27 protein-coding genes are annotated in these 25,520 nt (G+C 47.8%); all 27 read left to right on the top strand.

Features of this window, described 5'->3' with window-relative positions; genetic code table 11:
• Positions 1-43 precede the first annotated feature (43 nt).
• The 27 genes from FU659_RS00275 to FU659_RS00155 all read left to right on the top strand — a co-directional run bounded on the left by FU659_RS00275 (position 44) and on the right by FU659_RS00155 (position 25,513).
• Positions 44-964: an ABC transporter permease gene (locus FU659_RS00275; RefSeq protein ID WP_147945705.1), complete on the top strand. Its 921-nt coding sequence runs from the start codon at positions 44-46 to the stop codon at positions 962-964.
• 90 nt (positions 965-1,054) lie between these two features.
• Positions 1,055-1,903, top strand: a complete 849-nt coding sequence (locus FU659_RS00270) for an ABC transporter permease (protein WP_147945936.1) — start codon at positions 1,055-1,057, stop codon at positions 1,901-1,903.
• A 27-nt stretch (positions 1,904-1,930) separates the two neighbouring features.
• Complete coding sequence (locus FU659_RS00265) at positions 1,931-2,833, top strand: serine hydrolase (protein ID WP_147945704.1); 903 nt, start codon at positions 1,931-1,933, stop codon at positions 2,831-2,833.
• 58 nt (positions 2,834-2,891) lie between these two features.
• Positions 2,892-3,872, top strand: coding sequence for an ABC transporter ATP-binding protein (locus FU659_RS00260; protein ID WP_147945703.1), 981 nt, complete (start codon positions 2,892-2,894; stop codon positions 3,870-3,872).
• Positions 3,869-4,840, top strand: a complete 972-nt coding sequence (locus FU659_RS00255) for an ABC transporter ATP-binding protein (protein ID WP_147945702.1) — start codon at positions 3,869-3,871, stop codon at positions 4,838-4,840. The genes FU659_RS00260 and FU659_RS00255 overlap by 4 nt, the downstream gene beginning before the upstream one ends.
• A gap of 21 nt (positions 4,841-4,861) precedes the next feature.
• The gene (locus tag FU659_RS00250; protein WP_147945701.1) at positions 4,862-6,364 is read left to right on the top strand and encodes a M81 family metallopeptidase; all 1,503 of its coding nucleotides are present in this window, start codon (positions 4,862-4,864) and stop codon (positions 6,362-6,364) included.
• A 23-nt stretch (positions 6,365-6,387) separates the two neighbouring features.
• Entirely contained in the window at positions 6,388-7,209 is an 822-nt protein-coding gene (locus tag FU659_RS00245; RefSeq protein WP_261807517.1) for an amidohydrolase, read from the top strand.
• Entirely contained in the window at positions 7,185-7,526 is a 342-nt protein-coding gene (locus tag FU659_RS36705) for a M20/M25/M40 family metallo-hydrolase (protein ID WP_261807516.1), read from the top strand. Before FU659_RS00245 ends, FU659_RS36705 begins: the two co-directional genes overlap by 25 nt.
• A 46-nt stretch (positions 7,527-7,572) precedes the next feature.
• Complete coding sequence (gene menC, locus FU659_RS00240; RefSeq protein ID WP_147945700.1) at positions 7,573-8,709, top strand: o-succinylbenzoate synthase; 1,137 nt, start codon at positions 7,573-7,575, stop codon at positions 8,707-8,709.
• Complete coding sequence (locus tag FU659_RS00235; RefSeq protein ID WP_147945699.1) at positions 8,706-9,524, top strand: GNAT family N-acetyltransferase; 819 nt, start codon at positions 8,706-8,708, stop codon at positions 9,522-9,524. Before menC ends, FU659_RS00235 begins: the two co-directional genes overlap by 4 nt.
• Before the next feature lie 14 nt (positions 9,525-9,538).
• Positions 9,539-10,600 carry a Glu/Leu/Phe/Val family dehydrogenase gene (locus FU659_RS00230; protein ID WP_147945698.1) on the top strand — a complete coding sequence of 354 codons (1,062 nt, stop codon included), beginning with the start codon at positions 9,539-9,541 and terminating at the stop codon, positions 10,598-10,600.
• Between the two features lie 60 nt (positions 10,601-10,660).
• Positions 10,661-11,344, top strand: coding sequence for an alcohol dehydrogenase catalytic domain-containing protein (locus FU659_RS00225; RefSeq protein ID WP_261807515.1), 684 nt, complete (start codon positions 10,661-10,663; stop codon positions 11,342-11,344).
• On the top strand, positions 11,331-11,666 hold the full coding sequence (locus FU659_RS36700; RefSeq protein ID WP_261807547.1) for a zinc-binding dehydrogenase: 336 nt from the start codon (positions 11,331-11,333) through the stop codon (positions 11,664-11,666). The genes FU659_RS00225 and FU659_RS36700 overlap by 14 nt, the downstream gene beginning before the upstream one ends.
• Before the next feature lie 11 nt (positions 11,667-11,677).
• Positions 11,678-12,571, top strand: coding sequence for a LysR family transcriptional regulator (locus tag FU659_RS00220; protein ID WP_147945697.1), 894 nt, complete (start codon positions 11,678-11,680; stop codon positions 12,569-12,571).
• Between the two features lie 13 nt (positions 12,572-12,584).
• A complete protein-coding gene (locus FU659_RS00215; protein WP_147945696.1) occupies positions 12,585-12,821 on the top strand; it encodes an ACT domain-containing protein in 237 nt (78 codons plus the stop codon).
• Positions 12,822-12,951: 130 nt separating this feature from the next.
• Positions 12,952-13,848: a LysR family transcriptional regulator gene (locus FU659_RS00210; protein WP_147945695.1), complete on the top strand. Its 897-nt coding sequence runs from the start codon at positions 12,952-12,954 to the stop codon at positions 13,846-13,848.
• A 111-nt stretch (positions 13,849-13,959) separates the two neighbouring features.
• Positions 13,960-15,138: an aminotransferase-like domain-containing protein gene (locus FU659_RS00205; protein ID WP_147945694.1), complete on the top strand. Its 1,179-nt coding sequence runs from the start codon at positions 13,960-13,962 to the stop codon at positions 15,136-15,138.
• A 32-nt stretch (positions 15,139-15,170) separates the two neighbouring features.
• Positions 15,171-15,905, top strand: a complete 735-nt coding sequence (locus FU659_RS00200; RefSeq protein ID WP_147945693.1) for a 2OG-Fe dioxygenase family protein — start codon at positions 15,171-15,173, stop codon at positions 15,903-15,905.
• 88 nt (positions 15,906-15,993) lie between these two features.
• Positions 15,994-16,875, top strand: coding sequence for a hypothetical protein (locus tag FU659_RS00195; protein ID WP_147945692.1), 882 nt, complete (start codon positions 15,994-15,996; stop codon positions 16,873-16,875).
• Positions 16,865-17,926, top strand: coding sequence for a 4-hydroxy-2-oxovalerate aldolase (gene dmpG, locus FU659_RS00190; RefSeq protein WP_147945691.1), 1,062 nt, complete (start codon positions 16,865-16,867; stop codon positions 17,924-17,926). Before FU659_RS00195 ends, dmpG begins: the two co-directional genes overlap by 11 nt.
• A gap of 203 nt (positions 17,927-18,129) precedes the next feature.
• A complete protein-coding gene (gene lpdA, locus FU659_RS00185; RefSeq protein ID WP_147945690.1) occupies positions 18,130-19,554 on the top strand; it encodes a dihydrolipoyl dehydrogenase in 1,425 nt (474 codons plus the stop codon).
• Positions 19,555-19,593: 39 nt separating this feature from the next.
• Positions 19,594-20,607, top strand: a complete 1,014-nt coding sequence (locus tag FU659_RS00180; protein WP_147945689.1) for a thiamine pyrophosphate-dependent dehydrogenase E1 component subunit alpha — start codon at positions 19,594-19,596, stop codon at positions 20,605-20,607.
• 14 nt (positions 20,608-20,621) lie between these two features.
• A complete protein-coding gene (locus FU659_RS00175) occupies positions 20,622-21,608 on the top strand; it encodes an alpha-ketoacid dehydrogenase subunit beta (RefSeq protein ID WP_147945688.1) in 987 nt (328 codons plus the stop codon).
• A gap of 21 nt (positions 21,609-21,629) precedes the next feature.
• Complete coding sequence (locus FU659_RS00170) at positions 21,630-22,910, top strand: dihydrolipoamide acetyltransferase family protein (protein WP_147945687.1); 1,281 nt, start codon at positions 21,630-21,632, stop codon at positions 22,908-22,910.
• Between the two features lie 32 nt (positions 22,911-22,942).
• The gene (locus FU659_RS00165) at positions 22,943-23,722 is read left to right on the top strand and encodes an enoyl-CoA hydratase (RefSeq protein ID WP_147945686.1); all 780 of its coding nucleotides are present in this window, start codon (positions 22,943-22,945) and stop codon (positions 23,720-23,722) included.
• Between the two features lie 30 nt (positions 23,723-23,752).
• Positions 23,753-24,520, top strand: coding sequence for an electron transfer flavoprotein subunit beta/FixA family protein (locus FU659_RS00160; protein ID WP_147945685.1), 768 nt, complete (start codon positions 23,753-23,755; stop codon positions 24,518-24,520).
• 12 nt (positions 24,521-24,532) lie between these two features.
• The gene (locus FU659_RS00155) at positions 24,533-25,513 is read left to right on the top strand and encodes an electron transfer flavoprotein subunit alpha/FixB family protein (protein WP_147945684.1); all 981 of its coding nucleotides are present in this window, start codon (positions 24,533-24,535) and stop codon (positions 25,511-25,513) included.
• Positions 25,514-25,520 lie beyond the last annotated feature (7 nt).

Raw genomic sequence — 25,520 nt, 5'->3', positions numbered from 1 at the left:
CTTGAGTCTTTATCTAAAACTGTAAGTTTGGGGGGAAAGTCAATTGCAAAGGTACTTGATAAAAAGACTGCTTTCCTTGCTTGGGACACTCTTTGGCGTATCCGTTCTCGTTTTTCTCATCGTTCACTTGATCCCAGGCGACCCCGCTGAGCATATATTGGGAGAACATCCGACTCAGGAGGCCATTAAGGCACTGAGGACGGAACTTGGCCTGGATAAACCGTTGCTTGTTCAGTATGTGAATTATGCAGGGAAATTGCTTCAAGGGAATCTGGGCACATCCTTTATGACACATGAAACCGTTTGGAGCCAGATTGTGAATCGTTTCCCCCTTACATTGCAGCTTGCGGCTTTCAGTATTGTGATTGCTGTAGTTGCAGGAGTTATACTTGGGGTTATCTCCGCTGTCAAGCATAATACGATCATCGACCGGTTGATGGTCATCTGCTCCCTCGTGGGGATTTCTGCTCCCGGCTTTTGGGTTGCTCTTTTGCTGATCTGGATTTTTGCTTATAAACTCGCCTTGGTTCCAATTTCCGGTTATGAGGGGATAAGTTCCCTGATTCTTCCGGCCATCACGATTGCCTTGTCCACAATGGGATCTATTGCGCGGGTGACCCGCTCAAGTATGCTGGACGTCATCAAGCAAGATTACATGAGAACCGCAGAAGCCAAAGGTGCCGCCTATTATGCTGTCGTCTTCCGCCATGGCCTGAAGAATGCGCTCATTCCCGTTATTACACTGGTTGGTTTGGAATTCGGCTCGCTGCTCGCAGGTGCTGTCGTCGCGGAAACAGTGTTCAGCTTGCATGGAATAGGCAGTATGGCAATAGAGGCAATCGGGAAGCGGGATATTGCAACGATTCAAGGAATGACCTTTTTCCTTGCAGTCCTGTTCGTTCTGACAAATCTTGTTGTTGATATCATCTATAGCTTTGTGGATCCACGAATCAAGTACGAATAGGGAGGAGGGAAAACGTTGAGCAGCAACGTGACACAAGTGAATGTAAAACAACTCACAACACATTCCAAAGAGCCGGATGAGACCACTACGATCAAACCTCAGTCCTACTGGGGAACGGTATGGAAGCGACTTCGAAAAAACAAAACGGCTGTAGGCGGCGGCATCATTTTGCTTATCTTTATCATCTGTACACTGGCAGCTCCGGTGTTGGCACCGTATTCGTACATTCAAATGAATGTTCAGGATCGTATGCTTGGACCAAGTACCGCTCATCTGCTTGGAACAGACGAATTTGGTCGGGATATCTTCTCGCGTATCTTATACGGTGGGCGCATCTCACTATTAACGGGTCTGATTACGGTTGCGTGTGCTTCAGTGATCGGAACAACGCTGGGAGTCATTTCCGGCTACTATCGCAAAATTGACATCTACATCATGCAGGTAATGGATATCTTGCTTTGCTTGCCCGCTCTTCTGCTGGCCATTGTCATCATTGCCATACTCGGTCCCGGTCTGACCCATGCTATGCTGGCTATCGTGATTGGGGTCATTCCCGTCTATGTGAGAGTCGTGCGCGCATCTGTTTTGTCCATACGTGAAAAGGAATATGTGGAAGCCGTTCGCGCTCTTGGAATTAGCGATTTCAAAATCTTGGTCAGACATATACTTCCCAATGTAAGTTCTCCGATTATTGTGTTATCGACATTGATGTTTGGCAGCAGTATATTGGCTGCCGCTGCCCTGAGTTTTCTCGGTTTGGGAGCACAGCCGCCGACACCTGAATGGGGGGCCATGGTGTATGTAGGAAAAGCGTATCTCAGTAAGGCCTGGTGGATGTCGTTGTTCCCCGGACTTGCGATCATGCTCGTCGTGCTTAGCTTCAACCTGTTGGGTGACGGATTGCGGGATGCCCTGGATCCAAAACTCGCACGGAAATAAAACAAATGTGTGGGAGGAGATAGAAAGATGAATCTACAGCAAAAACTTGAGAATGCAGTGAAGGACGAACGGGGTACCTTTGGGGTAGCCGTCAAGCATTTGGGAACAAAGGAAGAAGCAAACATCAACGAAGGACGATTGTTTCAGATGGCCAGTTCGTTTAAGGTTCCGATCCTGACGACTCTTTATCGGGATGTAGAGGCCGGAAAAATTCGGTTGGATGAGCGTGTTAAGCTCAAGTGGGAAGAGCGCGTCCCAGGTTCAGGTGTTTTACAACAGCTTGATCCGGAAGCAGAGGTATCTGTCAAGGATATGGCCACACTCATGATTATTGTCAGCGACAATTATGCAACAGACAGAGTATTGGATCTGGTTGGCGGTCCCAAGCAAGTGGAGGCTTATATGAAAGAACAGGGTCTGAACCATATTTTGGTAAAGCAGAGCTGTTGGGATCTTTTGACTCAAGTTGTAGGGATGGAGCCTCAGCCGGTGTCAGCCGAAGGCTATGACACATTTTTGAAAACTGTGGAAATTGCGGTAACCAGTGGATATGATCAAAAAATAAATGATGTAGATCTCACATCCACGGAACATAATGTGGCTTCACCACGTGATATGGGCAAATTGTTGGAAATGATCGCCCAAAAAGAGATGCTTTCTGAAAGTTCAAGTAATGGCGTCCTTGATATCATGTTGAAACAGCAATTTAGGAACCGAATCCCTTACCTTTTGCCGGAACAAGTGAAAGTTGCTCATAAAACGGGATCGATCGGAAGTGTCGTCAATGATGTAGGAATTGTATACTTGCCTGAGGAAAAGGGGATTTTTACCATTGCTGTGTTTTCGCAAGGGAATTCATTCAGGCGTGAAGGGGAACAGGCAATCGCCCGTCTGGCCAAAGCTGCCTATGATCACTTCATGGGGAACTAAAACGTGCGGGTGAGCATGTCCTGAAGCTACATATGCGGACAGAGGAGGAGAGATAGGGATGAGCAATGTTCTTCTCGACGTAAGCCAATTATCCATGCATTTCAAAACAGAAAAAGGTCATGTTTCTGCGGTAAAATCAATTTGTTTCCAAATCAATAAGGGAGAGACGGTGGCACTTGTCGGCGAGTCCGGCTGTGGAAAAAGCATCACCTCGCTCGCGATCATGGGACTGATCAAACCAAATGCGGGTCAGGTGGATGGCACTATCCGATTTAAAGACAAAGTCCTCAATCGCTTGTCTGAAAAAGAAATGCGTTCCATTCGCGGGAACGAAATTTCGATGATTTTTCAGGAACCGATGACTTCACTTAACCCGGTACATACCATTGGTCAACAAATCGGAGAGGTATTCAGCATCCATACAGCTTTGTCCAAAAAGGAACGCCGTGACAAGTCCATTGAGATGTTGAAAAAAGTAGGGATTCCGCGCCCAGATAAAATTGTGGATGAATATCCCCATCAGTTGTCAGGAGGCATGAAGCAAAGAGTGATGATTGCAATGGCTATGGCCTGCAATCCTGATCTTTTGATTGCAGATGAGCCGACAACAGCACTGGATGTAACGATTCAGGCACAGATCCTCGACTTGATGAACGGGTTGAAAGAAAGCATCCATACGTCACTTCTGCTGATTACCCATGATCTTGGCGTGGTAGCGGAAATGGCAGACCGGGTTCTCGTCATGTATTACGGGGAGATCGTAGAGGAAGCGGATGTAGCGACGATTTTTACGAATCCCAAACATCCCTATACGGTAGGGTTGCTTCAGTCCGTTCCGGATTTGGAAGAAGAAAGAGACAGACTTGTATCGATTGAGGGGAACGTCCCTGTCATGGGAGAGGTGACGACCGGTTGCCCGTTCCGTTCTCGTTGTGAGCATGCTCATGAGAAATGTGCTCATGAAAATCCTCCTCTGATGAGAGTTGCCAAACATGCTGTAAAATGCTGGCTATATGCAAACGAGGAGATGGTCATATGAGCAAATGGTTGTTGGAAGTAGACGATTTGAAAACCTATTTCCCGCTGCAGAAAGGACTATTTCAAAAAGAAGCCAGTTTCATCAAGGCGGTAGATGGGGTTTCCTTTCGCTTGAAAAAAGGAGAAACGCTGGGGATCGTCGGGGAAAGCGGCTGTGGGAAATCCACGACTGGCAGAAGCATCATGAGGCTGATCAAACCAACAGGCGGATCTGTCAAATATGAAGGACAAGAGATGACAACGTTATCGCAGAGCGAAATGAAAAAGCTGCGAAGACAGATGCAAATTGTGTTTCAAGATCCGTATGGCTCCTTGAATCCCAGGATGACTGTCTATGAAACTCTGGATGAAGCGCTATCCGTTTACGCCCCCGAAAGCAACAAGGGTCTGCGCCGGGATAGAGTGTTAGAATTGCTAAATCAGGTGGGGTTAAATCCTGCCTTTGTGGATCGGTATCCGCATGAATTCAGCGGTGGACAGCGTCAGCGTATCGGCATTGCCCGGGCCATTGCCGTAAAGCCCTCCTTAATCGTTGCAGATGAGCCTGTTTCTGCGCTGGATGTTTCCATTCAGGCACAGATTTTGAACCAATTACAGGATTTGCAAAAGAGTCTGCAGCTGACCTACATTTTTATTTCTCACGATTTAAGTGTGGTTAAACACATCAGCGACCGGATCGGAGTGATGTATCTGGGAAGGATGATAGAGAATGCGGGAAAGCATCAGCTCTATTCAAATCCATTGCATCCGTATACCCAAGCGTTGTTATCGGCGATACCGATTCGAAGTCCGCAGCAGAAAAAAGAGCGAATTGTATTAACGGGGGACGTTCCAAGTCCGGTCAATCCGCCAACGGGATGTACCTTTCATCCCCGCTGCAGCCAGTGCATGGACATTTGTAAAACCGATCGTCCGAAAGAGATAGAAGCGGAGCCGGGCCACTTTGTTGCCTGTCATCTATATGGGTAACCCCCGAGGAGGAACACCGTCATGAAAATTGCAATTGGTGAAGTGGTGCATGAGACCAACACCTTTTCTAGCGTTGAGACAACCGTAGAATTATTCAAGCAATGCGCGTGGGAACGGGGCGAAACCATTCTTTCCAATCACAGAGGTGTACGCAATTATTTGGGAGGTATGATCGATCACGCAGAAGCATTGGGGATTGAAGTAGTTCCTACGTTTTCTACGAGAGCTGAGCCTGCCGGAACGATAACGAGAGAGACTTACGAAACGATCAAAAGCGAATTGGCGGCGGGCATTCAAGCAGCCGGAATGGTTGATGCAATCTGCCTCTCCCTGCACGGAGCGGGCGTTGTCGAAGGCATCGACGATATGGAAGGCGATCTTTTACAATACGTTCGCAGTCTGGTCGGTTACGAGCTGCCCCTGATCGTAACGCTTGATTTACATGGGAATCTTACGGAAAAAATGGTTGCAGAAGCAAATGTACTGCTCGGCGTGCATTTGTACCCGCATACGGATTGCTATGAACGGGGCATGGAAGCCGTTGATATTGCTGTGCAAATGGTGAAGGACGGACTTCAAACGGCCATGCACTTGACCAAGCTGCCGCTGATGATCCCCACCTCGACGACGAACCTCTCTCCGGCTAAAGATATCAACGCGATTTGCTGGGAATGGGAAAAACACCCTGACGTTATTGACTGCGCTTTCTTTCACGGTTTCTCTTATACCGACCATCCGGACGTTAGCGTTTCCGTTGTTGTTGTTACCAATGGCGACCAGCTACTAGCCAAAGAGGTGGCGGACGACGTAGCGAACCAAATATGGGCCAAGCGGGAAGAATTCACCCCGCAAGTCCAATCGCCGACTGTAGGCATCCGGCAGGCCCTTGCGGCTGTTGGGCTGCCGATTGTCATCAACGAGACATCAGACAATCCCGGCGGCGGGTCATCCGGCGACGGCACGTATTTGCTGCGGGCGATGCTGGAAGCTAATTTGCAAAATGCCTGTTTCGCCTTCATCTACGACCCTGAAGTAGCACAAATCGCCCATGATGCGGGAGTGGGAACGACGATTACTGTGAAATTGGGCGGAAAAGTAGATAAGCTGCACGGGGAGCCGATTGAGTTGACCGCCACTGTCAAATCGCTCACAGATGGCTGCTTCAATATATCTTCGTCGATGTGGAAAGGCTTGCGTGTCAACCTCGGCAAATCAGTACGCTTACAGGCAGGCGGTCTCGACATTATCGTCTGTTCCGTCAGATCACAGGTATTTGATGAACAAATTTTCCTGCTGCATGGAATCGACGTCAACACTTATAAAATAGTCGCTTTGAAGTCAAGTCAGCATTTCCGGGCAGCATTTGAACCCATCAGCAAACAAATCATTACGGTAGATTCGCCAGGCTTAACAACACTTCAGTATTCTTTCTTTGATTACAAACGGTTATCGCGACCGATTTATCCGCTTGACGAAGCAACATTCCAAAAAGCAACAAAAATGTATGAAGCAGAAACTTCATAAAAGGTAGGGGACGGAGTTAACCAATGAGTACTTACATGCCGAATGATTACGTGAATCAACAACGTGAGCATATTGTTCAAACCTATCGCGATTTGCATGATTTGGCAGAGCCTAGTTGGAAAGAAGAGAAAACCTCGCGCTACTTGCAAGAACGCTTGCAAGTGGCTGGTTTTTCTGTTCACACGTTCGCCGGGCACTATGGTCTTGTAGCGGAGATTCCAGGGGAAACAACGGATGTCGTAGCTCTTCGTGCCGACATGGATGCATTGGTCCAAGAGGTAGACGGTGTTGTGAAGGCTAACCATTCTTGTGGCCATGATGCTCACAGTACGATGGTCCTCCATACCGCATTAGCTCTCACTGCGTGTCAGATTCGCCCCCATAAAACGATTCGCTTTATTTTTCAGCCTGCGGAGGAGAAAGGGGAGGGAGCGCTTCAAATGATCCGTGACGGCGCCATGGATGGAGTAACGATGCTCTTAGGGGTGCATTTGCGTCCTAGCATGGAAGTGCCGTATGGCAAAGCGGCTCCCGTTATTGTGCACGGCGCGTCTACGTCCATTCGGGGAGTGATTCGGGGTCTGCAAGCCCATGCTGCTCGCCCGGAAAATGGCAGAAATCCTCTTGAAGCAGCAGCCTTGATCATTCAAGCATTACAGGGAATCCGCCTTCAAGCACGGTGCCCGTTTTCTGTGAAAATCACGCAATTGCAAGGAGGAGGTGAAACCTCCAATGTCATACCGGAAAGGGCTGAATTTACGCTCGATCTGAGGGCCCAGACCAATGAGGGAATGGCCGAATTAAAGAAAAAACCGTACATGTGCTTCACACGGTTGCAGCATTAACCGATACTTCCGTGGAGTGGAAGTATGGCAGCTATGTACCGGCAGCAACAGTGAATGAGACGATGATAAAGCTCGTGGAAGAAGCCATCAGCAAGGTTCTTGGGCCTAAAAATGTGGCTGATCGGTGCGTGACGCAGGGAGGGGAGGATTTTCATTTCTACCCGCTTGAGAAGAACGGTCTAGCATCGACGATGGTTGGACTCGGTTGCGATTTAAAGCCCGGTCTGCACCATCCCCACATGTCATTTGCATTGGAATCTTTGGTATACGGCACACAAATTTTATCAAGCGCAGTGTCGGAAGCTGCCAGAGCATAAACTTCAGCAAACAGGAGTAACTTAAAATGAAAGCGGGGACGTACCGATGAACATTGAGCGAGTAGAACTACAACGATTAATAATGCCTTTTAAGGCTTCTTTTGAAGCGAGCATTGGACGGATGGACAAAAGAGATTTGGTGCTGGTAACCGTTTATGATACGGACGGAACTGCAGGATACGGGGAGAGCACATCCTTTCCATTCCCTATGTACAACGAGGAGACAACGGACACGGTCTGGTATATGCTGGAGAGATTTCTTATTCCCAAACTGCTCTCGGCTGAGATTACGTCGCCGGAAGAAGTGAACGATCTCTTTGCCCCGATTCGCCGCAACAATATGGCAAAAGCAGCATTGGAAGGTGCTGTGTGGGATTTGTACTGCAAACAGAAAGGTATCTCGCTGGCAGTCGGTTTGGGTGGGAAAAAGACGACCATCGATGTTGGTGTTAGTATCGGGATTGAGCCGACCATAGACCTGTTGTTGGCGAAAGTGGAAGGTTTTATCAATGAAGGCTATAAAAAAATCAAAGTGAAGATTAAACCCGGCTTCGATATCGAACCGATGCGGGCCATTCGCAAACAGTTTGGGCCGGATGTGCCGCTGATGGCAGACGCCAATTCCGCCTATACGATGGATCAACTCGACATTTTAAAGGAACTGGATCAGTTCAATTTGATCATGATCGAGCAACCGCTTTCCCATGACGATATCATTGACCACGCCAAGCTGCAAAAAGAGCTGCAAACCCCGATTTGTCTGGACGAGAGCATTCACTCGGTTGAGGATGCGCGGAAAGCGATTGAACTGGGCAGCTGCAGGATTATTAATATTAAAGTAGGCCGTGTAGGCGGTTTGACTGAATCGAAAAAAATTCATGACTTGTGTCAGGCGCACGACATTCCTGTCTGGTGCGGCGGAATGTTTGAAACCGGAGTGGGGCGCGCCCATAATATAGCGATAACCTCTCTGACCAATTTCACGATTCCAGGCGATACCTCGGCATCCAATCGCTACTGGGTAGAAGACATCGTAGAACCGGAAGTACTCTTGTTTGCACCAGGAGTGCTTGCTGTCCCGACGGGGGCGGGAATCGGCTACGAGATCAAACCGGAGAGTGTTAAGAAGTTCCTTGTCCGCCAAGAGAGCTACAATCGTCAAATAGCAGGAGTGAGAGAATGAAACCTGTGATTCATTACGCAATAGTAACCGAACCAGAGCACATGTCAGATGTCGAAGAGTTGCAACGTCAAGTTTGGGGAAACAAGACTACAACGCCGTTGGCGCAGCTTATAGCGGCAATTCACTATGGCGGGGTCGTCATTGGAGCGTACGATCAAGACAAATTGGTTGGTTTTTGCTACGGATTTGCCGGATATAAGAACGGTGAAGTATCGCTATGTTCTCACATGATGGCGATAGATCCCGAATATCGCGATCTAGGCATCGGTTATCAGCTAAAACACAAACAGCGCCTCTGGGCAATTGATTACGGCTATAAAAAAATCATCTGGACGTTCGATCCGCTGGAGACGCGAAATGCTTATCTCAATCTCTGCAAATTAGGCGGTACGATACGGACGTACCTACCTGCATATTACGGAGATTTGGCTGACGAAGTGAATAAAGGATTGCCGGCAGACCGCTTTTTGGTCGAGTGGGAACTGGAATCCGTGCGAGCAGTTGATGCCGCTGCAGGCAAATCCATGATCAGCGAAGGATGGCAGAGCTATCCGTCACTGGTGAAGTGGTTGCAATCGGGGAGCTATGCCCGTCCTGTTCTTGGCCAAGAGCTTGGGAATGAGAACGAGTATATTATTCCGGTGCCACGCTATCTTCATGATATGAAACGAGACCAGTTAGATTTGGCGAAAGAATGGCGATTTACTCTGCGCGATCAATTTCAGCATGCTTTGGCAAACGGATATGTAGTCACAGGGTTATTGCGCAGCGAGGATCCGGTTCATTATTATGTGGTTGAAAAAATGACCGTTTGAGGTGGAGGTTCGGTATGGAAATTTTTCAATCTATGGTGCAAGACGATTACGAAGAGGTTTTGTTCTGCCAGGATAAGCGTTCGGGACTAAAGGCGATCATTGCTATTCACGATACCACACTGGGTCCGGCACTGGGCGGAGCGAGGATGTGGAATTATGCTTCCGATGATGCTGCAATCGAAGATGTTCTGCGGTTGGCCAGAGGAATGACCTATAAACACGCCGTATCGTCGCTTAACTTCGGTGGGGGAAAAAGCGTCATTCTAGGTGATCCGAAAAAAGATAAAAATGTAGAAATGCTTCGCGCATTCGGACGATATATTCAACATCTGAACGGACGCTACATTACTGCTGAGGATGTAGGCACTACGGTCGAGGATATGGATATCATTCACCAGGAAACGAAGTACGTGTCAGGTAAATCCGCCAAATACGGGTCTTCGGGTAATCCTTCACCAGCAACAGCATTCGGTGTCTATCAAGGCATGAAAGCTGCGGCCAGAGAAGCATTTGGTTCCGATTCTTTGGAAGGAAAAACGGTAGCTGTCCAAGGCGTAGGAAACGTTGCCAACGTTCTCTGCGATTATCTGCATAAAGAAGGAGCGCAGTTGATTGTAACCGACATCAACAAGGAGGCAGTAAGGAAGGTCGTAGAACAATATAATGCCAAAGCGGTTGACCCGAAAGATATTTATGGCGTTCGTTGCGACATCTATGCTCCCTGTGCATTAGGAGCTACAATCAATGACGAAACAATCGTTCGTTTGCAAGCAAAAGTCATTGCGGGTGCGGCAAACAATCAATTGAAGGAAGCGCGGATCGGTGATCTGATTCATAACATGGGCATTTTGTATGCACCTGATTATGTAATCAATGCCGGAGGAGTGATTAATATTGCCGATGAATTGGACGGTTACGATCGTGAACGGGCATTTAATAAAGTGAAAGAAATCTATAACACCACTTCCTTGATCTTCGAAATTTCAAAGCGTGATGGTATACCTACTTATATGGCGGCAGATCGTCTTGCTGAAGAACGCATCCATTCACGGCGGAAAGCCAGTTGCGAAGTATAAATTTGGCGGTGCCGACTAGATCGAGTCTCGGAGGCTGCCATAGGAGAGGTGGAGGTTCATATGAAAGCCGTGATATTACGAGATCTGGGCGGTCCACGTCAGCTTCGTTACGAAGAGGTGCATATACCGGAGCCCAAGTCAGGCGAAGTGTTGGTGCGATTAAAGCATGCCGCTATTAATCGTAGAGATTTGTGGATTACTCATGGAATGTATCCCGGACTGAAGCTTCCCTCGATTCTGGGAGCGGACGGAGCCGGTGAAGTCGTTGCCTTGGGCGATGATGTGCAGGACATTCCGCTTGGATGTTCTGTTATCATCAATCCCGCTTTGAACTGGGGGGAGCATCTGGCTTACTACGGTCCCGGATTTTCCGTATTGGGTATGCCGACGGATGGAACTTACGCGCAATATGTCACCGTTCCGAGTCAAAATGTATATGTCAAACCTGCATACCTTTCTTGGAAGGAAGCATCAGCGCTCCCTTTGGCCGGTTTAACGGCTTATAGAGCTATGATCACTAGGGGTTGTGTGCAAAAAGGGGAGACGGTATTGATTCCCGGAATCGGCGGCGGAGTAGCCCTGTTCGCCCTGCAATTAGCCGTATTGAAAGGGGCGAATGTGTTTGTCACTTCCGGCAGCGAAGATAAACTCGAGAAAGCGAAAATGCTCGGAGCGAAAGGGGGAGTCGAACTATCGTTCGGCGCATTGGGCCAAGGATTTGAAAAACGTGATGGGCGAGGCTGACCTCATCATTGATGGCGTTGGCGGGCCTACCTTCCACCAGTTGCTCTATCTGGCCAAGCCGGCCGGCCGCATCGTCATCTTCGGGGCGACAAGCGGACCCATTCCGGAGCTCTCGCCCGCCAAAATGTTTTTTAAGCAACTGGATATTAGAGGGACAACTATGGGAAGTCCACAGGAGTTTGGGCACATGCTCCGCGTTTTTGAAGAACATCACATCCGTCCGGTTCTAAGTCGTACGTATTCCCTCGAAGAAGCGGCAGAAGCTCTATTCGATTTGGAGGGGAATCAAAACTTCGGGAAAATCACGTTGGGTATGCCTTAAGGAGGGGAATCATGGATGTTCGCCAACTGAACTACTTTTTGGCTATTGCCAAAGAAGAACAAATTACTCGCGCTGCCCAAGCGCTGCATATGGAACAACCTCCCTTAAGTCGGCAGCTTAAATTGATGGAAGAAGAACTTGGCGTAACCTTATTTGATCGCAATGGAAAGCAAATGAAGCTAACCCAAGCGGGAGAGGTTCTGCAAAGACGGGCGGAAAGTTTGCTGCACGATTTGAATGAGGCTGTAAAAGAAGTAAAAGATATTGAAAACGGACTGCAGGGAACGTTATCAGTCGGTTCCGTTTTTTCATGCATCTCCCTGCTTCCGCTAAAAATTGGTGAATTCCGTCAGAGATACCCTCGTGTTGCCTTTAAAATTTTGGAGGGGGATCATGTCACACTCGCGGAATATTTGGAGCATCGAAATATTGAACTCGTGATCACGAGACTTCCTTTTGAATCGAATTATGATTCAGACAAATATGCCATAAAACGATTACCTTCTGACCCCTTTGTGGCTGTTGTACCTCGACAGTGGAATTGCTTTCCTTTACAAAATTCCATTTCCATGAAAGAACTCGCAGATTTGCAGCTTTTAGCTGTAAAAAGTGATAAAACAATCAGGCTGCATGAAAAAATAGTAAATGAATGCAGACGTTTTGGATTTGAACCAAACATGACCTGCGAATGTTCGAGTGTGGCGATCACTATCGCATTAGTTGTAGCTGGTATCGGAGCCACGATTTTGCCAAAGTCCGTTATGACTTCTTTTCGGATACCAGACATACAAATACTGGATATCTACGATACTTCTTTTCAATCCGAAGTAGGAATTGTCTGGCTTCAAAACCGTTACCTTTCCAAGAGTGCACAAACATTTATCGATATATTTGATAACGTGTAATGGGAGGCCATGCATGATGTCTCAGACTTTTTGCATTTTGGTGAATGATAATCAAGATGTTCTTCCCAGAGTAATTGGGGTAATTATGAGAAGGGTTCTAAACATTGAGTCATTAACATGGGGGAAAGTGGAGGATGGTGTTAATAAAATTAAGGTCACCATCAGTGGAGATGAAGCTCGACTTTCCAGAATACCCCTTCAGATAGAGAAAATTATTGAGGTTATTTCGGTTAGCCTTATAGAAGAATAAGATGAAAAAACTAAAATATTTGCTGATTGAAACGAAAGCGCATGTTGCCACTAGCGACACGCGCTTTCGTTTTGGTTTTACTGAAAAAAAGTATTCCTAAAAGACCCAAAGGGGGGCAAGTCCAGAGCAGATGGATATTAGACAGCTTCAATACTTTGTAGAAGTCGCCAGACATAAAAATTTCACAAAAGCTTCGCAAGTCCTGTTCGTTTCTCAACCCTCCATCAGCAAGATGATCAAAAGCCTCGAAGATGAATTGGGCGTTACATTACTGGACCGTTCGGAGCGGGAAGTTGATCTCACAGATACGGGAGGACTCGTTTATGAGCAGGCTTTGAAAATTTTGCAGTTGATGGAGGACTTGTCTTCTTCTGTGAATGAGCTGGTTCATGTACAAAGAGGAAAAGTGAAGATGGGAATACTGCCTACGGTCAGCGCATTGCTTTTTCCTCAAATAATAACCGGGTTCAAGAAGAAGTACCCCAGGATTGAGATTCAAATGGTAGAATTCAGTGCGAAACATGTAGAGATGCAGCTGGAACAAGGAAATGTTGATTTTGGGGTCACCGTGTTGCCAGTGAGCACCCAGCATTATGGGACGGTTTCATTGTTGTCTGAAGAGCTGGTTGCCATTGTCGGCAGCGAGCACTGGCTGGTTGGAAGAGAGTCCGTAAGTTTATTCGAATTAACGAATGAACCATTCATCCTGTTTACCAAAGAATTCGTCCTTCACGACGTGGTTTGGCAAGCCTGCTTGCAGTCGGGGTTTGAGCCCAAGGTGGCCCATATGACCTCTCTGTGGGATTTCTGCTGTGAGATGGTGGCGTCTCAATTAGGAATTTCGTTGATTCCCAGATCGATGGCGAGCCGTTTGAATTATCTCGCGGTTCATGTCGTTTCGATTTCCCATCCTCATATTGCTTGGGAGTTGGCGCTGATTTATCGCCGGGATAAATACCTTTCTTATGCTTCCAGGGAGTTTATTGCCTATATCCAGGCAAACCTGCCTAATAAACCGGGACTATAGCTTTTCTGAATGGTTTCTATGCATGATATATATTTAACGAATGGAATAGGGGACGGTAAAATAAGGGATGTAGCATGCTTATTCACGGACGAAAGGAGGAAAGTAGGAAGGATGAAATTTTCCAAAAGAATGGATCATTTGCGTGGATCAGACATTCGGGCGATCTTGAAAATGACGGAGGAGCCGGGAATGATTTCTTTTGCCGGGGGAATGCCGGCGCCGGAGCTTTTTCCGATCGAGGAGATCAAAGAAGCGTCTGCGCAAGTATTGACTGATCACGGCAAACAATCGTTACAGTACACGATAACCGAAGGTTTCCTGCCTTTAAGAGAGCAGATTGCGCAGCGAATGCTCGCCAAGTTCTCTGCATCGTACTCGCCCCAGGACATATTGATCACAAGCGGGTCGCAGCAGGGGATCGAGTTGTCCGGCAAGCTATTCCTGGATGATGAAGACGTCGTATTATGTGAAAGCCCGTCTTTTTTAGGTGCTTTTCAGGCGTTTCGCGTCTACAATCCGAGATTTATCGAAGTGCCTACGGACGATCAAGGGATGATCATGGAGGAACTGACCCGTATATTGGAGACAACGGATCGGGTGAAGCTGATTTATGTCATTCCGGATTTCCAGAATCCTACGGGACGGTCATGGTCTCTGGCAAGACGCAAGGCATTGATGGAGATTGCAGGTAGTTATGACATCGTAGTCGTCGAGGATAATCCATATGGCGAATTAAAGTACGAAGGCGAGATGCTTCCGTCGCTTGCTTCGTTCGATCGGAAAGGTCAGGTCGTGTTTCTCGGCTCCTTCTCCAAAATTCTATGTCCCGGTTTTAGGATCGGTTGGGTGTGCGCTTCCCCGCAATGGATGGAAAAGTATGTCATAGCCAAACAAGCGGCGGATACGCATACATCGACGTTCTGTCAACGAATTGTCCATACGTACATGGAACGTTTCGATTTGGACGAAAACATCGGAAAAATTAAAGATGTATACAGGAATAGAAGAGATTTGATGCTGGAGATCATGGAGCGGGAATTCCCCGAAGAAGCTTCATTTAAGAAGCCTTTAGGAGGATTGTTTATCTGGGTTGAACTGCCAGCGACGGTCAATACTCGGGAGATTCTAAAGAAAAGTTTGGAAAAGGGCGTCGCTTTTGTGCCAGGAGGCTCCTTCTATCCTAATGGCGGTCATGAGAACGCATTGCGTCTTAACTTTTCCAATATGCTGGAGGAGAAAATTAGGGAGGGTATTCCCCGTTTGGCAGCCGTGATGCGTGAATTTTTGTAACGACATTTACTATACAAGGAGTGAAATCAGAGATGGAACAAGTGAAAAAAGGATTACAAACAACGCTGGATGTAAGCCATGTTTCCGCTGAACTGAAAGCTAAAGGCTTTTGTCCGATTGGAAGCGGTTTCTTTAAGCAAGCTGATTTTTTCCGTGAGGACGATTGGAAGGAATTTGCCCAAAGCTTCAATAATCAGCCGGTGGATAAATATATGAAGGATAATGGGACCTACCGGCTCCGCCGATTTGCGACGATCGAATATTCCACCACGGATCGCTCCATGAACTTCTTCCTCGATCGCCCTTACTACCAGCCTACGGATATCAATTACTTAAACGGCGGCGTGGTGAGGCACTTTGATCCTATGGAAGCGGAGACTACCGACAACCGATTTCTGAGGGGATTGCTCCAATGGGCATTCAATGTGGTGGAGCAATTGGAGGGGGCAAGCAATTGGGAAGTATCGCTTCACCCCATCCGCATCTTGGCCAGAACCAATGAGCAGGGAGAACCGGCTCCAGAGGGAGTCCACCGGGACGGAGTCACGTACATCTTTATGATGGTCGTGGCGCGAGAGAACGTTATTGGCGGAGAAAGCACGATTTATGATAATGAACGAAATCCGTTGAAAAGCGTCACGCTGCAGCCGCTTGATCTGATTTTTGCCGATGACAATAAAGTGATGCATGGGGTTAGCGCGATTTTGCCGGATGGAGTCGATGGTTACCGTGATGTATTTGTAGCTGCGTTTACGAAAAAAGCATAGCTTGGTCGATGAGAGAGATAAGTTGAGCAGAAACGGCTTGACTTATCTTGCTGTTTATAGGCTTTTTACGAGAAAGGATGGACACCCCATGCTAATGAAAGCGGCGTTGATCGGGCAAGGGCAGTTGGGACAAGAGCTTCTGATGAAACTAATCAATCATAACCATAGGTTTATTCTGGAATGCGTATGGACGCCCGTCGGGGATTCCGGAATAGGGGGCCTGGGCAAACACAATATTTCATGTGTGCAAAGCATCGAAGAGGTGTTGAATAATGAACAGATTCAACTTGTGTTCAATACGAGCTACACGGCATTAGGTGAATTTGCAAACAATGCTGATCATCGATCCGCTAGACGATATATTCATTTGGTGCCGGAATTGCAAGGGAGAGGAGACTTTTATGGGCTTCTTCCCGAGCTTCCGCAGGAGTGTGCCCACATCCAGCTTGTATCCTCAGCGGCACAAGCTATTGTGCCGCTGGTTGCTGCGTTATCGCAGATTTGCTTGATTCAAGAAGCGGAGGTGATCAGTGATATTCCGAGTAAAGCCGCTGATAGCGAATTCAGAGCTCATTTGGACGAAAATATGTCAGCCACAGAGCTCGCACTGACAGGAATAGGAGGAGCTTTGCAGGCGAAGTCGATGATTTTCCTCAATCCGGATGAGGAATCCGCCGTGAATCGATATATCGTGCACCTTAAACTGGAGGAAGGGGTCGATCCATCTGCGGTTACCTTGTTATTATCACAAGCTGCTGCTGAGATTTCCAACGATTTTCCGGGGTATCGTTTGAAGTATACGCCTTCCTATTCCGGTTCGATCCTCACATTCGTGATTGAGGTGCGGTCATGGAGCAAGACGTTGTCTCAAGGCTACGGCCACATTGATCTGTTGACTTCATCCGCATTTCGGGCGGGCGAGCAATGGGTCAAGCAGCAACAAGAAAGGGGGCTCAAACATGGGGACTAAGCGATTTGTGCAAGTGTTAGATGCCACGATGAGAGACGGGTGTCATCCGCTTTTACACCAATACACGGCGGAGACATTATCTTACCTAGCTTCCAGTTTAGATCAAGCCGGTACTCCTTACCTTGAGGTTTCCCATGGAGATGGAGTGGGCGGGTCTAGCCTCCATTTTGGCAAAAGTCTTCTATTGGATGCGGAAGCCATTGGTACTGCGAGGGCGTCAGCTCGCAAAGCGCGTATTACCGCCTTGCTGCTGCCCGGCGTCGGCAGGTTGACCGATCTGGAAACGGCCAAGCTAGCCGGAGCACAAACCGTGCGCTTGGCTACGCTAGCTACGGAAGCTGATCTTGCGCAAAGATATATGAAAGCAGCCGATGCGCTGGAGCTCGAAGCGTTCGGCTTCCTCATGCTGAGTTCTACGGCCTCACCGGAACAGCTTTTAGAGCAGGGGAAGAAAATGGAGTCTTACGGTGCGAGTGCCGTGTATATCGTGGATTCTGCAGGGGCGATGACGATAGATGAGGTTCGCGCCAAAGTGAGCCTATTGCGGCAGCATCTATCCATTCGCATCGGATTTCACGGCCATAACAACTTGGGACTCGCCGTCGGCAACACGCTTATCGCTGTGGAGGAGGGGGCAGACTTGGTTGACGGCTGCCTTGCAGGTTTTGGCGCCGGTGCCGGCAACGCCCCTACGGAAGTGCTTGTAGCCGCTCTTCACAAAATGGGCTATGAAACAGGCATAGATGCAAGCATTCTTCTGCAAGCTGCCGATGAAATGCTGCTGAAGGTGATGCCCAGACCGCAATATATTGAAAAAGGCGCGCTATCTTTGGGTATTGCGGGCATTCGAGGCAATTCTTTGTTCACTACCCTCCCCTTGCTCGGCAAATATGGCGCAGATGTACGTGACCTGTTTAGCAGCTTGGTGATCCGAGGCATGAGCGCTTCAGATATCGAAAGATTAGCCGATGGAGCCGTCGAGGAACGAACGAAAAACATGAATCCGTCGCCTTCCTCTCCGCAGCAAGCGAGCGGTACTCCTTTTCACTAAAAGCGACATGCGCTTTCTTTTTGTTTTCCGTGAAAAAGTATTCCCAAAAGGTATGATCATCCAACAAAACCGGTATTTTCTATCTGTTTTTTTGAATGATATCATAAAAATATAGCTTACATGGAGGATAGATCAGGTTTGGGGTCACATATAGGCGACGAAATGAAAGCGATTTCAATTTTATGGCGAGAGGAGTTTCAGCCATGTCATCAAACGAATTTGATCTAGTCGTCTTAGGAGCTGGGACCGGAGGTTATGTGGCCGCAATTCGCGCCAGCCAATTAGGCATGAAGGTAGCGGTTGTCGAAAAGGATAAACTTGGCGGAACTTGCCTTCATCGGGGATGCATTCCGAGTAAAGCGCTTCTTCGTTCAGCTGAGGTGTATCACACCGTTACTCAATGCGCTGAATTCGGAATAGAGGTTCGTGATATATCGATTCATTTTTTGAAAATGCAAGAGAGGAAACAAAACATCGTCGATCAACTGCATAAAGGTGTTCAATATTTAATGAAAAAAGGGAATATCTCCGTATTTGAAGGAGAAGGTCGAGCCATGGGACCTTCCATTTTTTCACCGCAAGCCGGAGCGGTGGCCGTCACTCGTGCGGATGGGCAATCGGAGATTTTAGTTCCTAAGTTCTTGCTTATTGCCACGGGATCCAGACCGCGCGTGCTCCCCGGACTGGAAGCGGATGGACAGTATGTGTTAACAAGCAACGAAGCGCTCCAATTGGACGCCTTGCCAACATCCATGCTCGTCATTGGCGGTGGGGTGATAGGCATTGAATGGGCTTCCTTACTGAATGATTTGGGGGTAGAGGTGCAAATCGTAGAGTTTGCAGAACGTATTCTCCCCTTGGAAGACGCCCAGATTAGCAAGGAAATGACTCGATTATTGAAAAGCCGCAACATCCAAATTCATACAGGTGCGAAGGTGTTGCCTGGTACGCTTTTGAAGGAAGGGAAAACGGTTACGATTCAAGCCGATCAAGGCGGAGAGCTTCTTGCCTTGCAAGCTGAGAAGATTTTGGTTTCCGTGGGGCGTACGGCGAATGTCGATCATATTGGCATCGAAAACACCGAAGTGAAAGTGGCGCATGGCGTCATTCAGGTAAACGAATATTTTCAAACGGCTGAAAACCATATTTATGCCATTGGGGATGTCATTGGAGGTTTGCAATTGGCTCACGTTGCTGCTCATGAGGGGGTTATTGCTGTAGAGCATATAGCAGGTCTAAACCCCCATCCTCTGGATTACACCAAGGTGCCTAAGGTGACCTATAGCCGCCCTGAGATCGCCAGTATCGGATGGACGGAAGAAGAATCGAAGAATAAAGGCTATTCGATTGCAACAGGCACATTCCCGTTCAAAGCAGTTGGAAAAGCTCTGATTTATGGTGAACACGATGGTTTTGTCAAAATAATCACGGACACCAAATCAGAGGATATATTAGGCATTCATATGATTGGTCCTCATGTTTCGGATTTGATCGCAGAAGGGGCATTAGCCAAATCTTTGGATGCTACTCCTTGGGAAATTGCCCAAACGATTCATCCTCATCCTTCCTTGGCAGAGATACTGGGAGAAGCTGCACTGGCTGTAGACCGAAGGGCTATTCATTCATGAATTTCATCGGTTATAAGAAATGTCTAGGAGGGTCATGCGATGGTTAAATCAGGAATCAGCAATGTAGAAAACAGGCACCAAGCTTTAGGTTTATCCGCTGAACAAGTTCTCGGCATGTATCGGGATATGCTGTTAGCCCGTAAGGTAGACGAGCGGACGTGGCTCCTTAACCGTGCAGGCAAAATCCCGTTTGTACTCTCTTGTCAAGGACAGGAAGCTGCTCAAGTCGGAGCTGCCTATGCGCTGGATAAAAGCAAAGATTTTCTTTGTCCGTATTACCGGGATATCGGGCTGGTTATCTCCTTTGGCATGACGGCAAGGGATTTGATGCTCAATTCGTTCGCTAAGGCTGAGGATCCGAATAGTGGAGGACGACAGATGCCAGGGCATTTTGGAGGCAAAAAATATCGGATTTTATCCGGTTCCAGTCCGGTAACCACCCAAGTTCCCCATGCCGTGGGTTTGGCTTTGGCAGGAAGGATGGAAGGCAAGGAGCAGGTCGTGTTTGCCTCTTTTGGCGAAGGATCCAGTAATCAGGGCGATTTTCATGAAGGAGCTAATTTTGCCGGTGTTTTCAAATTGCCCGTCATCTTCTTCTGCGAGAATAATAAATACGCCATTTCGGTTCCGTTTTCAAAGCAAGTAGCTTGCCATAGCATTGCTGAACGGGCTGCCGGATATGGGTTTCCAGGTTTCAGTGTCGACGGCAGCGATCCGCTGGAGGTATATAGGGTCATGAAGGAGGCTGTAGATCGCGCAAGAAGAGGAGAAGGGCCAACTTTAATCGAAGCCCGTTGCTTCCGTTTCACCTCTCATTCCTCCGATGATGATGACCGTCACTATCGTCCGAAGGGAGAGGTGGAGGAAGAGAAGAAGCAAGATCCCCTTCCGCTTTTTTACCGTTACCTTAGAACAACAGGCGTCCTGACGGATGAGATAGAGAAAGAGATTCAAGACTGGGTTGCAAGGGAAGTGGATGAGGCAACGGAATATGCCGAGTCCGCACCGGCTCCAGCACCGGAAGATACACTGAAGCATGTATACGCGGAATAAGGGGGGAATAAACAATGACAGTCATTTCGTATATTGAGGCGGTTAATTTGGCACTTCGTGAGGAGATGGCTCGCGATCCTAAAGTGTTCGTGTTAGGAGAAGATGTAGGCTTAAAGGGAGGCGTATTTAAAGCTACGCAAGGACTTTATGAACAGTTTGGGGAAGAGCGCGTGCTGGATACTCCCCTTGCTGAATCGGCGATTGTGGGGGTTGCTGTCGGAGCTTCGGCATATGGGTTTAGGCCTGTGGCTGAGATACAATTTGCCGATTTTATAATGCCCGCTGTCAACCAAATTGTAAGTGAAGCAGCAAAGATGAGGTATCGTTCGAATGGGGATTGGAACTGCCCCTTGGTAATCCGGGCTCCTTATGGGGGCGGCATTCACGGTGGACCTTATCATTCGCAATGCGTGGAAGCCATGTTTTGCAATATTCCGGGCTTAAAGGTCGTTGCCCCATCGACTCCTTACGACGTTAAAGGATTGCTAAAATCAGCGATCCGCGATGAAGATCCGGTTTTGTTTTTCGAACACAAGCGCTGCTATCGTTTGATTAAAGGAGAAGTGCCGAACACAGATTATGTCGTCCCGATCGGTAAGGCGGATGTCAAGCGCGAAGGAAAACATATTACGGTGATCACGTATGGACTAACCTTGCATTTCGCTCTACAAGCTGCAGAAAAGTTAGCGAAAGAAGACGGGTACAGCGCCCATATTTTGGATTTGCGCACGCTGTATCCGATGGATAAGGAATCGATTGTCGAGGCCGCCCGTAAGACAGGGAAAGTGCTCATTGTTCATGAGGACAATAAAGAGGGAGGTCTTGGGGGCGAAATTTCCGCCGTAATCGCAGAGGAAATCTTGTTTGAGCTTGATGCGCCAATCAAACGCCTTTGCGGACCCGATGTCCCTGCTACGCCCTATAATGGCGTCATGGAAAAGTTCTTTATGCTAAATCAAGACAAAGTATACGATGCGATGAAGGAATTAGCCCAAAGTTAATCATAGAACGAGGAGATAACCATGGCTGAAAAAGTGATCATGCCCCAGCTTGGAGAAAGCGTCACAGAAGGTACTGTTTCCAAGTGGCTGGTAAAGACAGGGAATCAAGTAAAGAAGTATGACCCTATCTGCGAGGTAACAACAGATAAAGTCGTAGCCGAGGTACCGTCTACGTTCGCGGGTACGATTTCGGAGATTGTGGTCCAAGAAGGTGAAACCGTTCCCGTTGGAGCTTTGATTTGCTACATTGTCTCAGAAGGCGCGGCAGCTTCAACACCGGTTCACCATGCGCCGGCTGCGGCCAACGCCGGTTCGATCCCGGAAGGAGCCAAACAGCGGTTGTCGCCTGCCGTGTTAAAGTTGGCGCAAGAGCACAATGTGGATTTGTCTATGCTCCAAGGAACGGGAGCTGGTGGTCGGATTACCCGCATCGACATTTTGGAGCTCGTGGAAGGAAAGAGGCAGGTAGTGGCAACGGCGGTTCAAGAGCCGGAAGTTGCTGTTCTTACGGCAGCCGCTCCGAAAGAAATCGTCTCGGAAGCTGCGAAACCCTCTGCACCGAGAAGTGTCTCCACTGTTGTTGATATTTCGGTCAGTCAAGAGGATCGGGTTATTCCCGTGACCGCTGTCCGCAGAACCATCGCGAATCGGATGGTGCAAAGCAAGCATGACGCACCTCACGCTTGGATCTCGGTTTCCTGCGATGTCACCCATCTGGTGCGTTACCGCAACAGGGCCAAAGATGATTTTAAGAAAAAAGAAGGAATAGCGCTTACCTATATGCCATTCTTTATCAAGGCTGTCGTAGAGGTGCTCAAAGAATTTCCATTGTTGAATTCACAGTGGGCAGGCGACAGCATTATCGTGAAAAAAGCGATTCACATCTCGATTGCCGTGGCAACGGAGGACTCGCTCTTCGTTCCGGTCATCAAAGATGCCGACCAGAAAAGCATTCTGGGACTGGCGAAAGCGATAGATGACTTAGCCAAGAAGAGCAGGGAAGGCAAGCTTACTATGGAAGAGATGTCCGGCGGAACATTTACGATCACGAACACCGGTTCTTTTGGTTCGGTGCTCTCTGCTCCTATTATTAATCAGCCGCAAGCAGCTATTTTAAGTGTCGAAGCTATCGTCAAACAACCTGTTGTGATCGATAGCCATTTGATTGCAATTCGAGATATGATGAATATTTGTCTTTCCTTGGATCATCGGGTGTTAGATGGTCTTGTATGCGGCCGTTTCATGCAAAGGCTGAAGCAAAAGATCGAAAGCTTGGGACCGGAGGATATCAATCTTTATTGAAGTTACATAAATGAGGTTAGGAGGGAATCGGGATGGAATTTCAAAAGGTGAAGATAGCCGTCAGAAACCGAATTGCAACGATCACTATTGCCAATCCACCGGCGAATGCATTAAACCGCCAAACCCTGGAAGAGTTGAACAAGATGATCGAGAGGGTAGCGGAGGATGACAAAATTCGAGTCATCATCCTGACGGGGGAAGGGAAATTTTTTATAGCAGGTGCCGACATTAAAGAGTTTACAACCATCGAGAGTTCACAACAGGGAGAAGAACTGTCGAAATATGGGCAGAGTCTCTTTACACAAATCGAGCAGCTCTCGAAACCGGTTATTGCGATGATTAACGGAGCTTGTTTAGGCGGAGGGCTGGAGCTGGCCATGGCTTGCCATGTACGGGTTGCGGCATACTCTGCCAAAATCGGGCTGCCGGAGTTGAATTTAGGATTGATTCCCGGCTACGGCGGAACGCAAAGGCTAGCCCGCTTGACCAATCGGGAGAAAGCAATCGAACTCATACTCTCAAGCGATATCATTGACGGAGAGGAAGCTTATCTTATGGGTTTGGTCTCCAAGGTTGTAGCCTTAGAGGAATTGGAAGCAACGGTTACTTCCTTGGCTGAGAAAATAACTGCAAAAAGCTTGCTCACGGTTCGTGCCGCATTATCTGCGGTTGAGCGGGGATGCGTTGAAGGGCAAGAGAAGGGGCTGCAGCGGGAAGCGGAGCTATTTGGAAAGTTGTTCGAAAGTAAAGATACGAAGGAAGGCATTCAAGCCTTCATTGAGAAAAGACGTCCTATATTCAAAGACCAGTAAGCGCATGGGGATCATAAGGAGGAAGATGGGATGAACATTGTTGTGATCTTGAAGCAAACGCTGGATACGGAGGAAAAAATAACGATTAGTAATGGACTCGTACAGACCGAGGGATTAAACCATATTATTAATCCTTATGACGAATATGCAGTTGAGGAAGGTATACAATTGAAAGAGAGGTTTGGTGGGGAAGTGACCGTTATTTCCCTAGGTCCATCCGGGGCTGAAAGTGCCGTCCGAACGGCGTTGGCCATGGGAGCGGACAAAGGGATTATGGTTGATGACGAATCCCTGTCGGGAGATGAGCATACGATTTCCAAAGTGATTTCTTCGATCATCAAACATGTATCGTTTGACATTGTATTAGCAGGGAATACATCTGTGGATAATGGAGCCGGGCAAGTCGGTATTCGTTTGGCCGAGGAATTAGGGATTCCCCACATCTCCTCCGTTACGAAAGTAACCGTTGAGGGCAACTCGGCAACCGTGGTTCGGGATGTAGAAGGAGATGCCGAAATCATCGAGACGTCGCTCCCTGTCCTCATTACGGCACAGCAAGGTTTGAATGAACCCCGATATCCGTCTCTTCCGGGCATCATGAAAGCCAAGAAAAAGCCAATCGAAAAAGTAAATGCGAATCAGCTTGGTCTGCATCCGGATGATATGAAAGCAAAGACGACAATTATCGATCAATATTTACCGAAACCCAAGGATGCAGGACGGATCTTGGCAGGCAACCTACAGGATCAGGCAAAAGAACTGGTCAAACTGCTTCATCAAGAAGCCAAGGTAATCTAAGGGGGAGAACAGATGAGTAAAAAGATTCTTGTCTTTGCTGAGACTCGCGAAGGAAATGTAAGAAAGGTTTCGTATGAATGTTTATCCGCTGCTCATCGGATAGCGGAAGGCGGAGAGATTGTTGCGGCTGTTTTTGGCAGTCATTCCTCGCAGCAGGTGACTTCATTGGCTCAATATGGAGCTAGTCAAGTGTATGTCGTATCCAACAAACAATTGGATCCATACACAGCTGAAGCCTATACGCAGGCTTTTACTCAATTGCTGAGCGCAGTTCAACCTGATGTTATCTTGATTGGACATACTGCATTGGGGAAGGATTTGGCTCCGCGTGTCGCTGCTAGAGTAGGATTAGGTCTGGTATCCGATGTTACGGATTTATCGGTGGATGCTGGTGAAGTTGTTTTCACCCGACCCATTTATGCCGGAAAGGCGTTCCAAAAGAAAAAGTCAGTTGAAAATACGATTCTTGCGACCATCCGGCCGAATAATATAACAATGAAAGAAGCGGATATTCATCGTATTGCCAACCAAGTTGATTTTGCAGTAGATATTAAAGATTTAAAAACCACGATCAAGGAAATTGTTCGAAAAGCTTCGAATGGCGTGGACCTGGCCGAAGCCAAGGTTGTCGTATCCGGGGGAAGAGGCGTGAAAAGCGCGGAAGGCTTTGCTCCATTGCGAGAGCTGGCCGAAGTATTGGGTGGTGCAGTAGGTGCATCCCGCGGAGCGTGCGATGCCGAATACTGCGATTATTCTCTACAAATTGGCCAAACCGGCAAAGTGGTGACCCCGGATCTTTATATCGCTTGTGGCATTTCCGGAGCCATCCAGCATGTAGCCGGAATGTCAAACGCGAAAGTGATTGTGGCGATCAACAAGGATCCGGAAGCACCGATCTTTAAAATAGCCGACTATGGAATTGTCGGTGATCTATTCGAAGTCATTCCTCTCTTAACGGAAGAGTTCAAAAATATGTTAAATACTAAGGATTAGAGGGATG

Source organism: Paenibacillus sp. N3.4 (assembly GCF_008017805.1).
Taxonomy (GTDB): domain Bacteria; phylum Bacillota; class Bacilli; order Paenibacillales; family NBRC-103111; genus Paenibacillus_E.
Note: the sequence above shows the minus strand (reverse complement) of the source record. Positions and strands in the feature narration are given on the sequence as shown.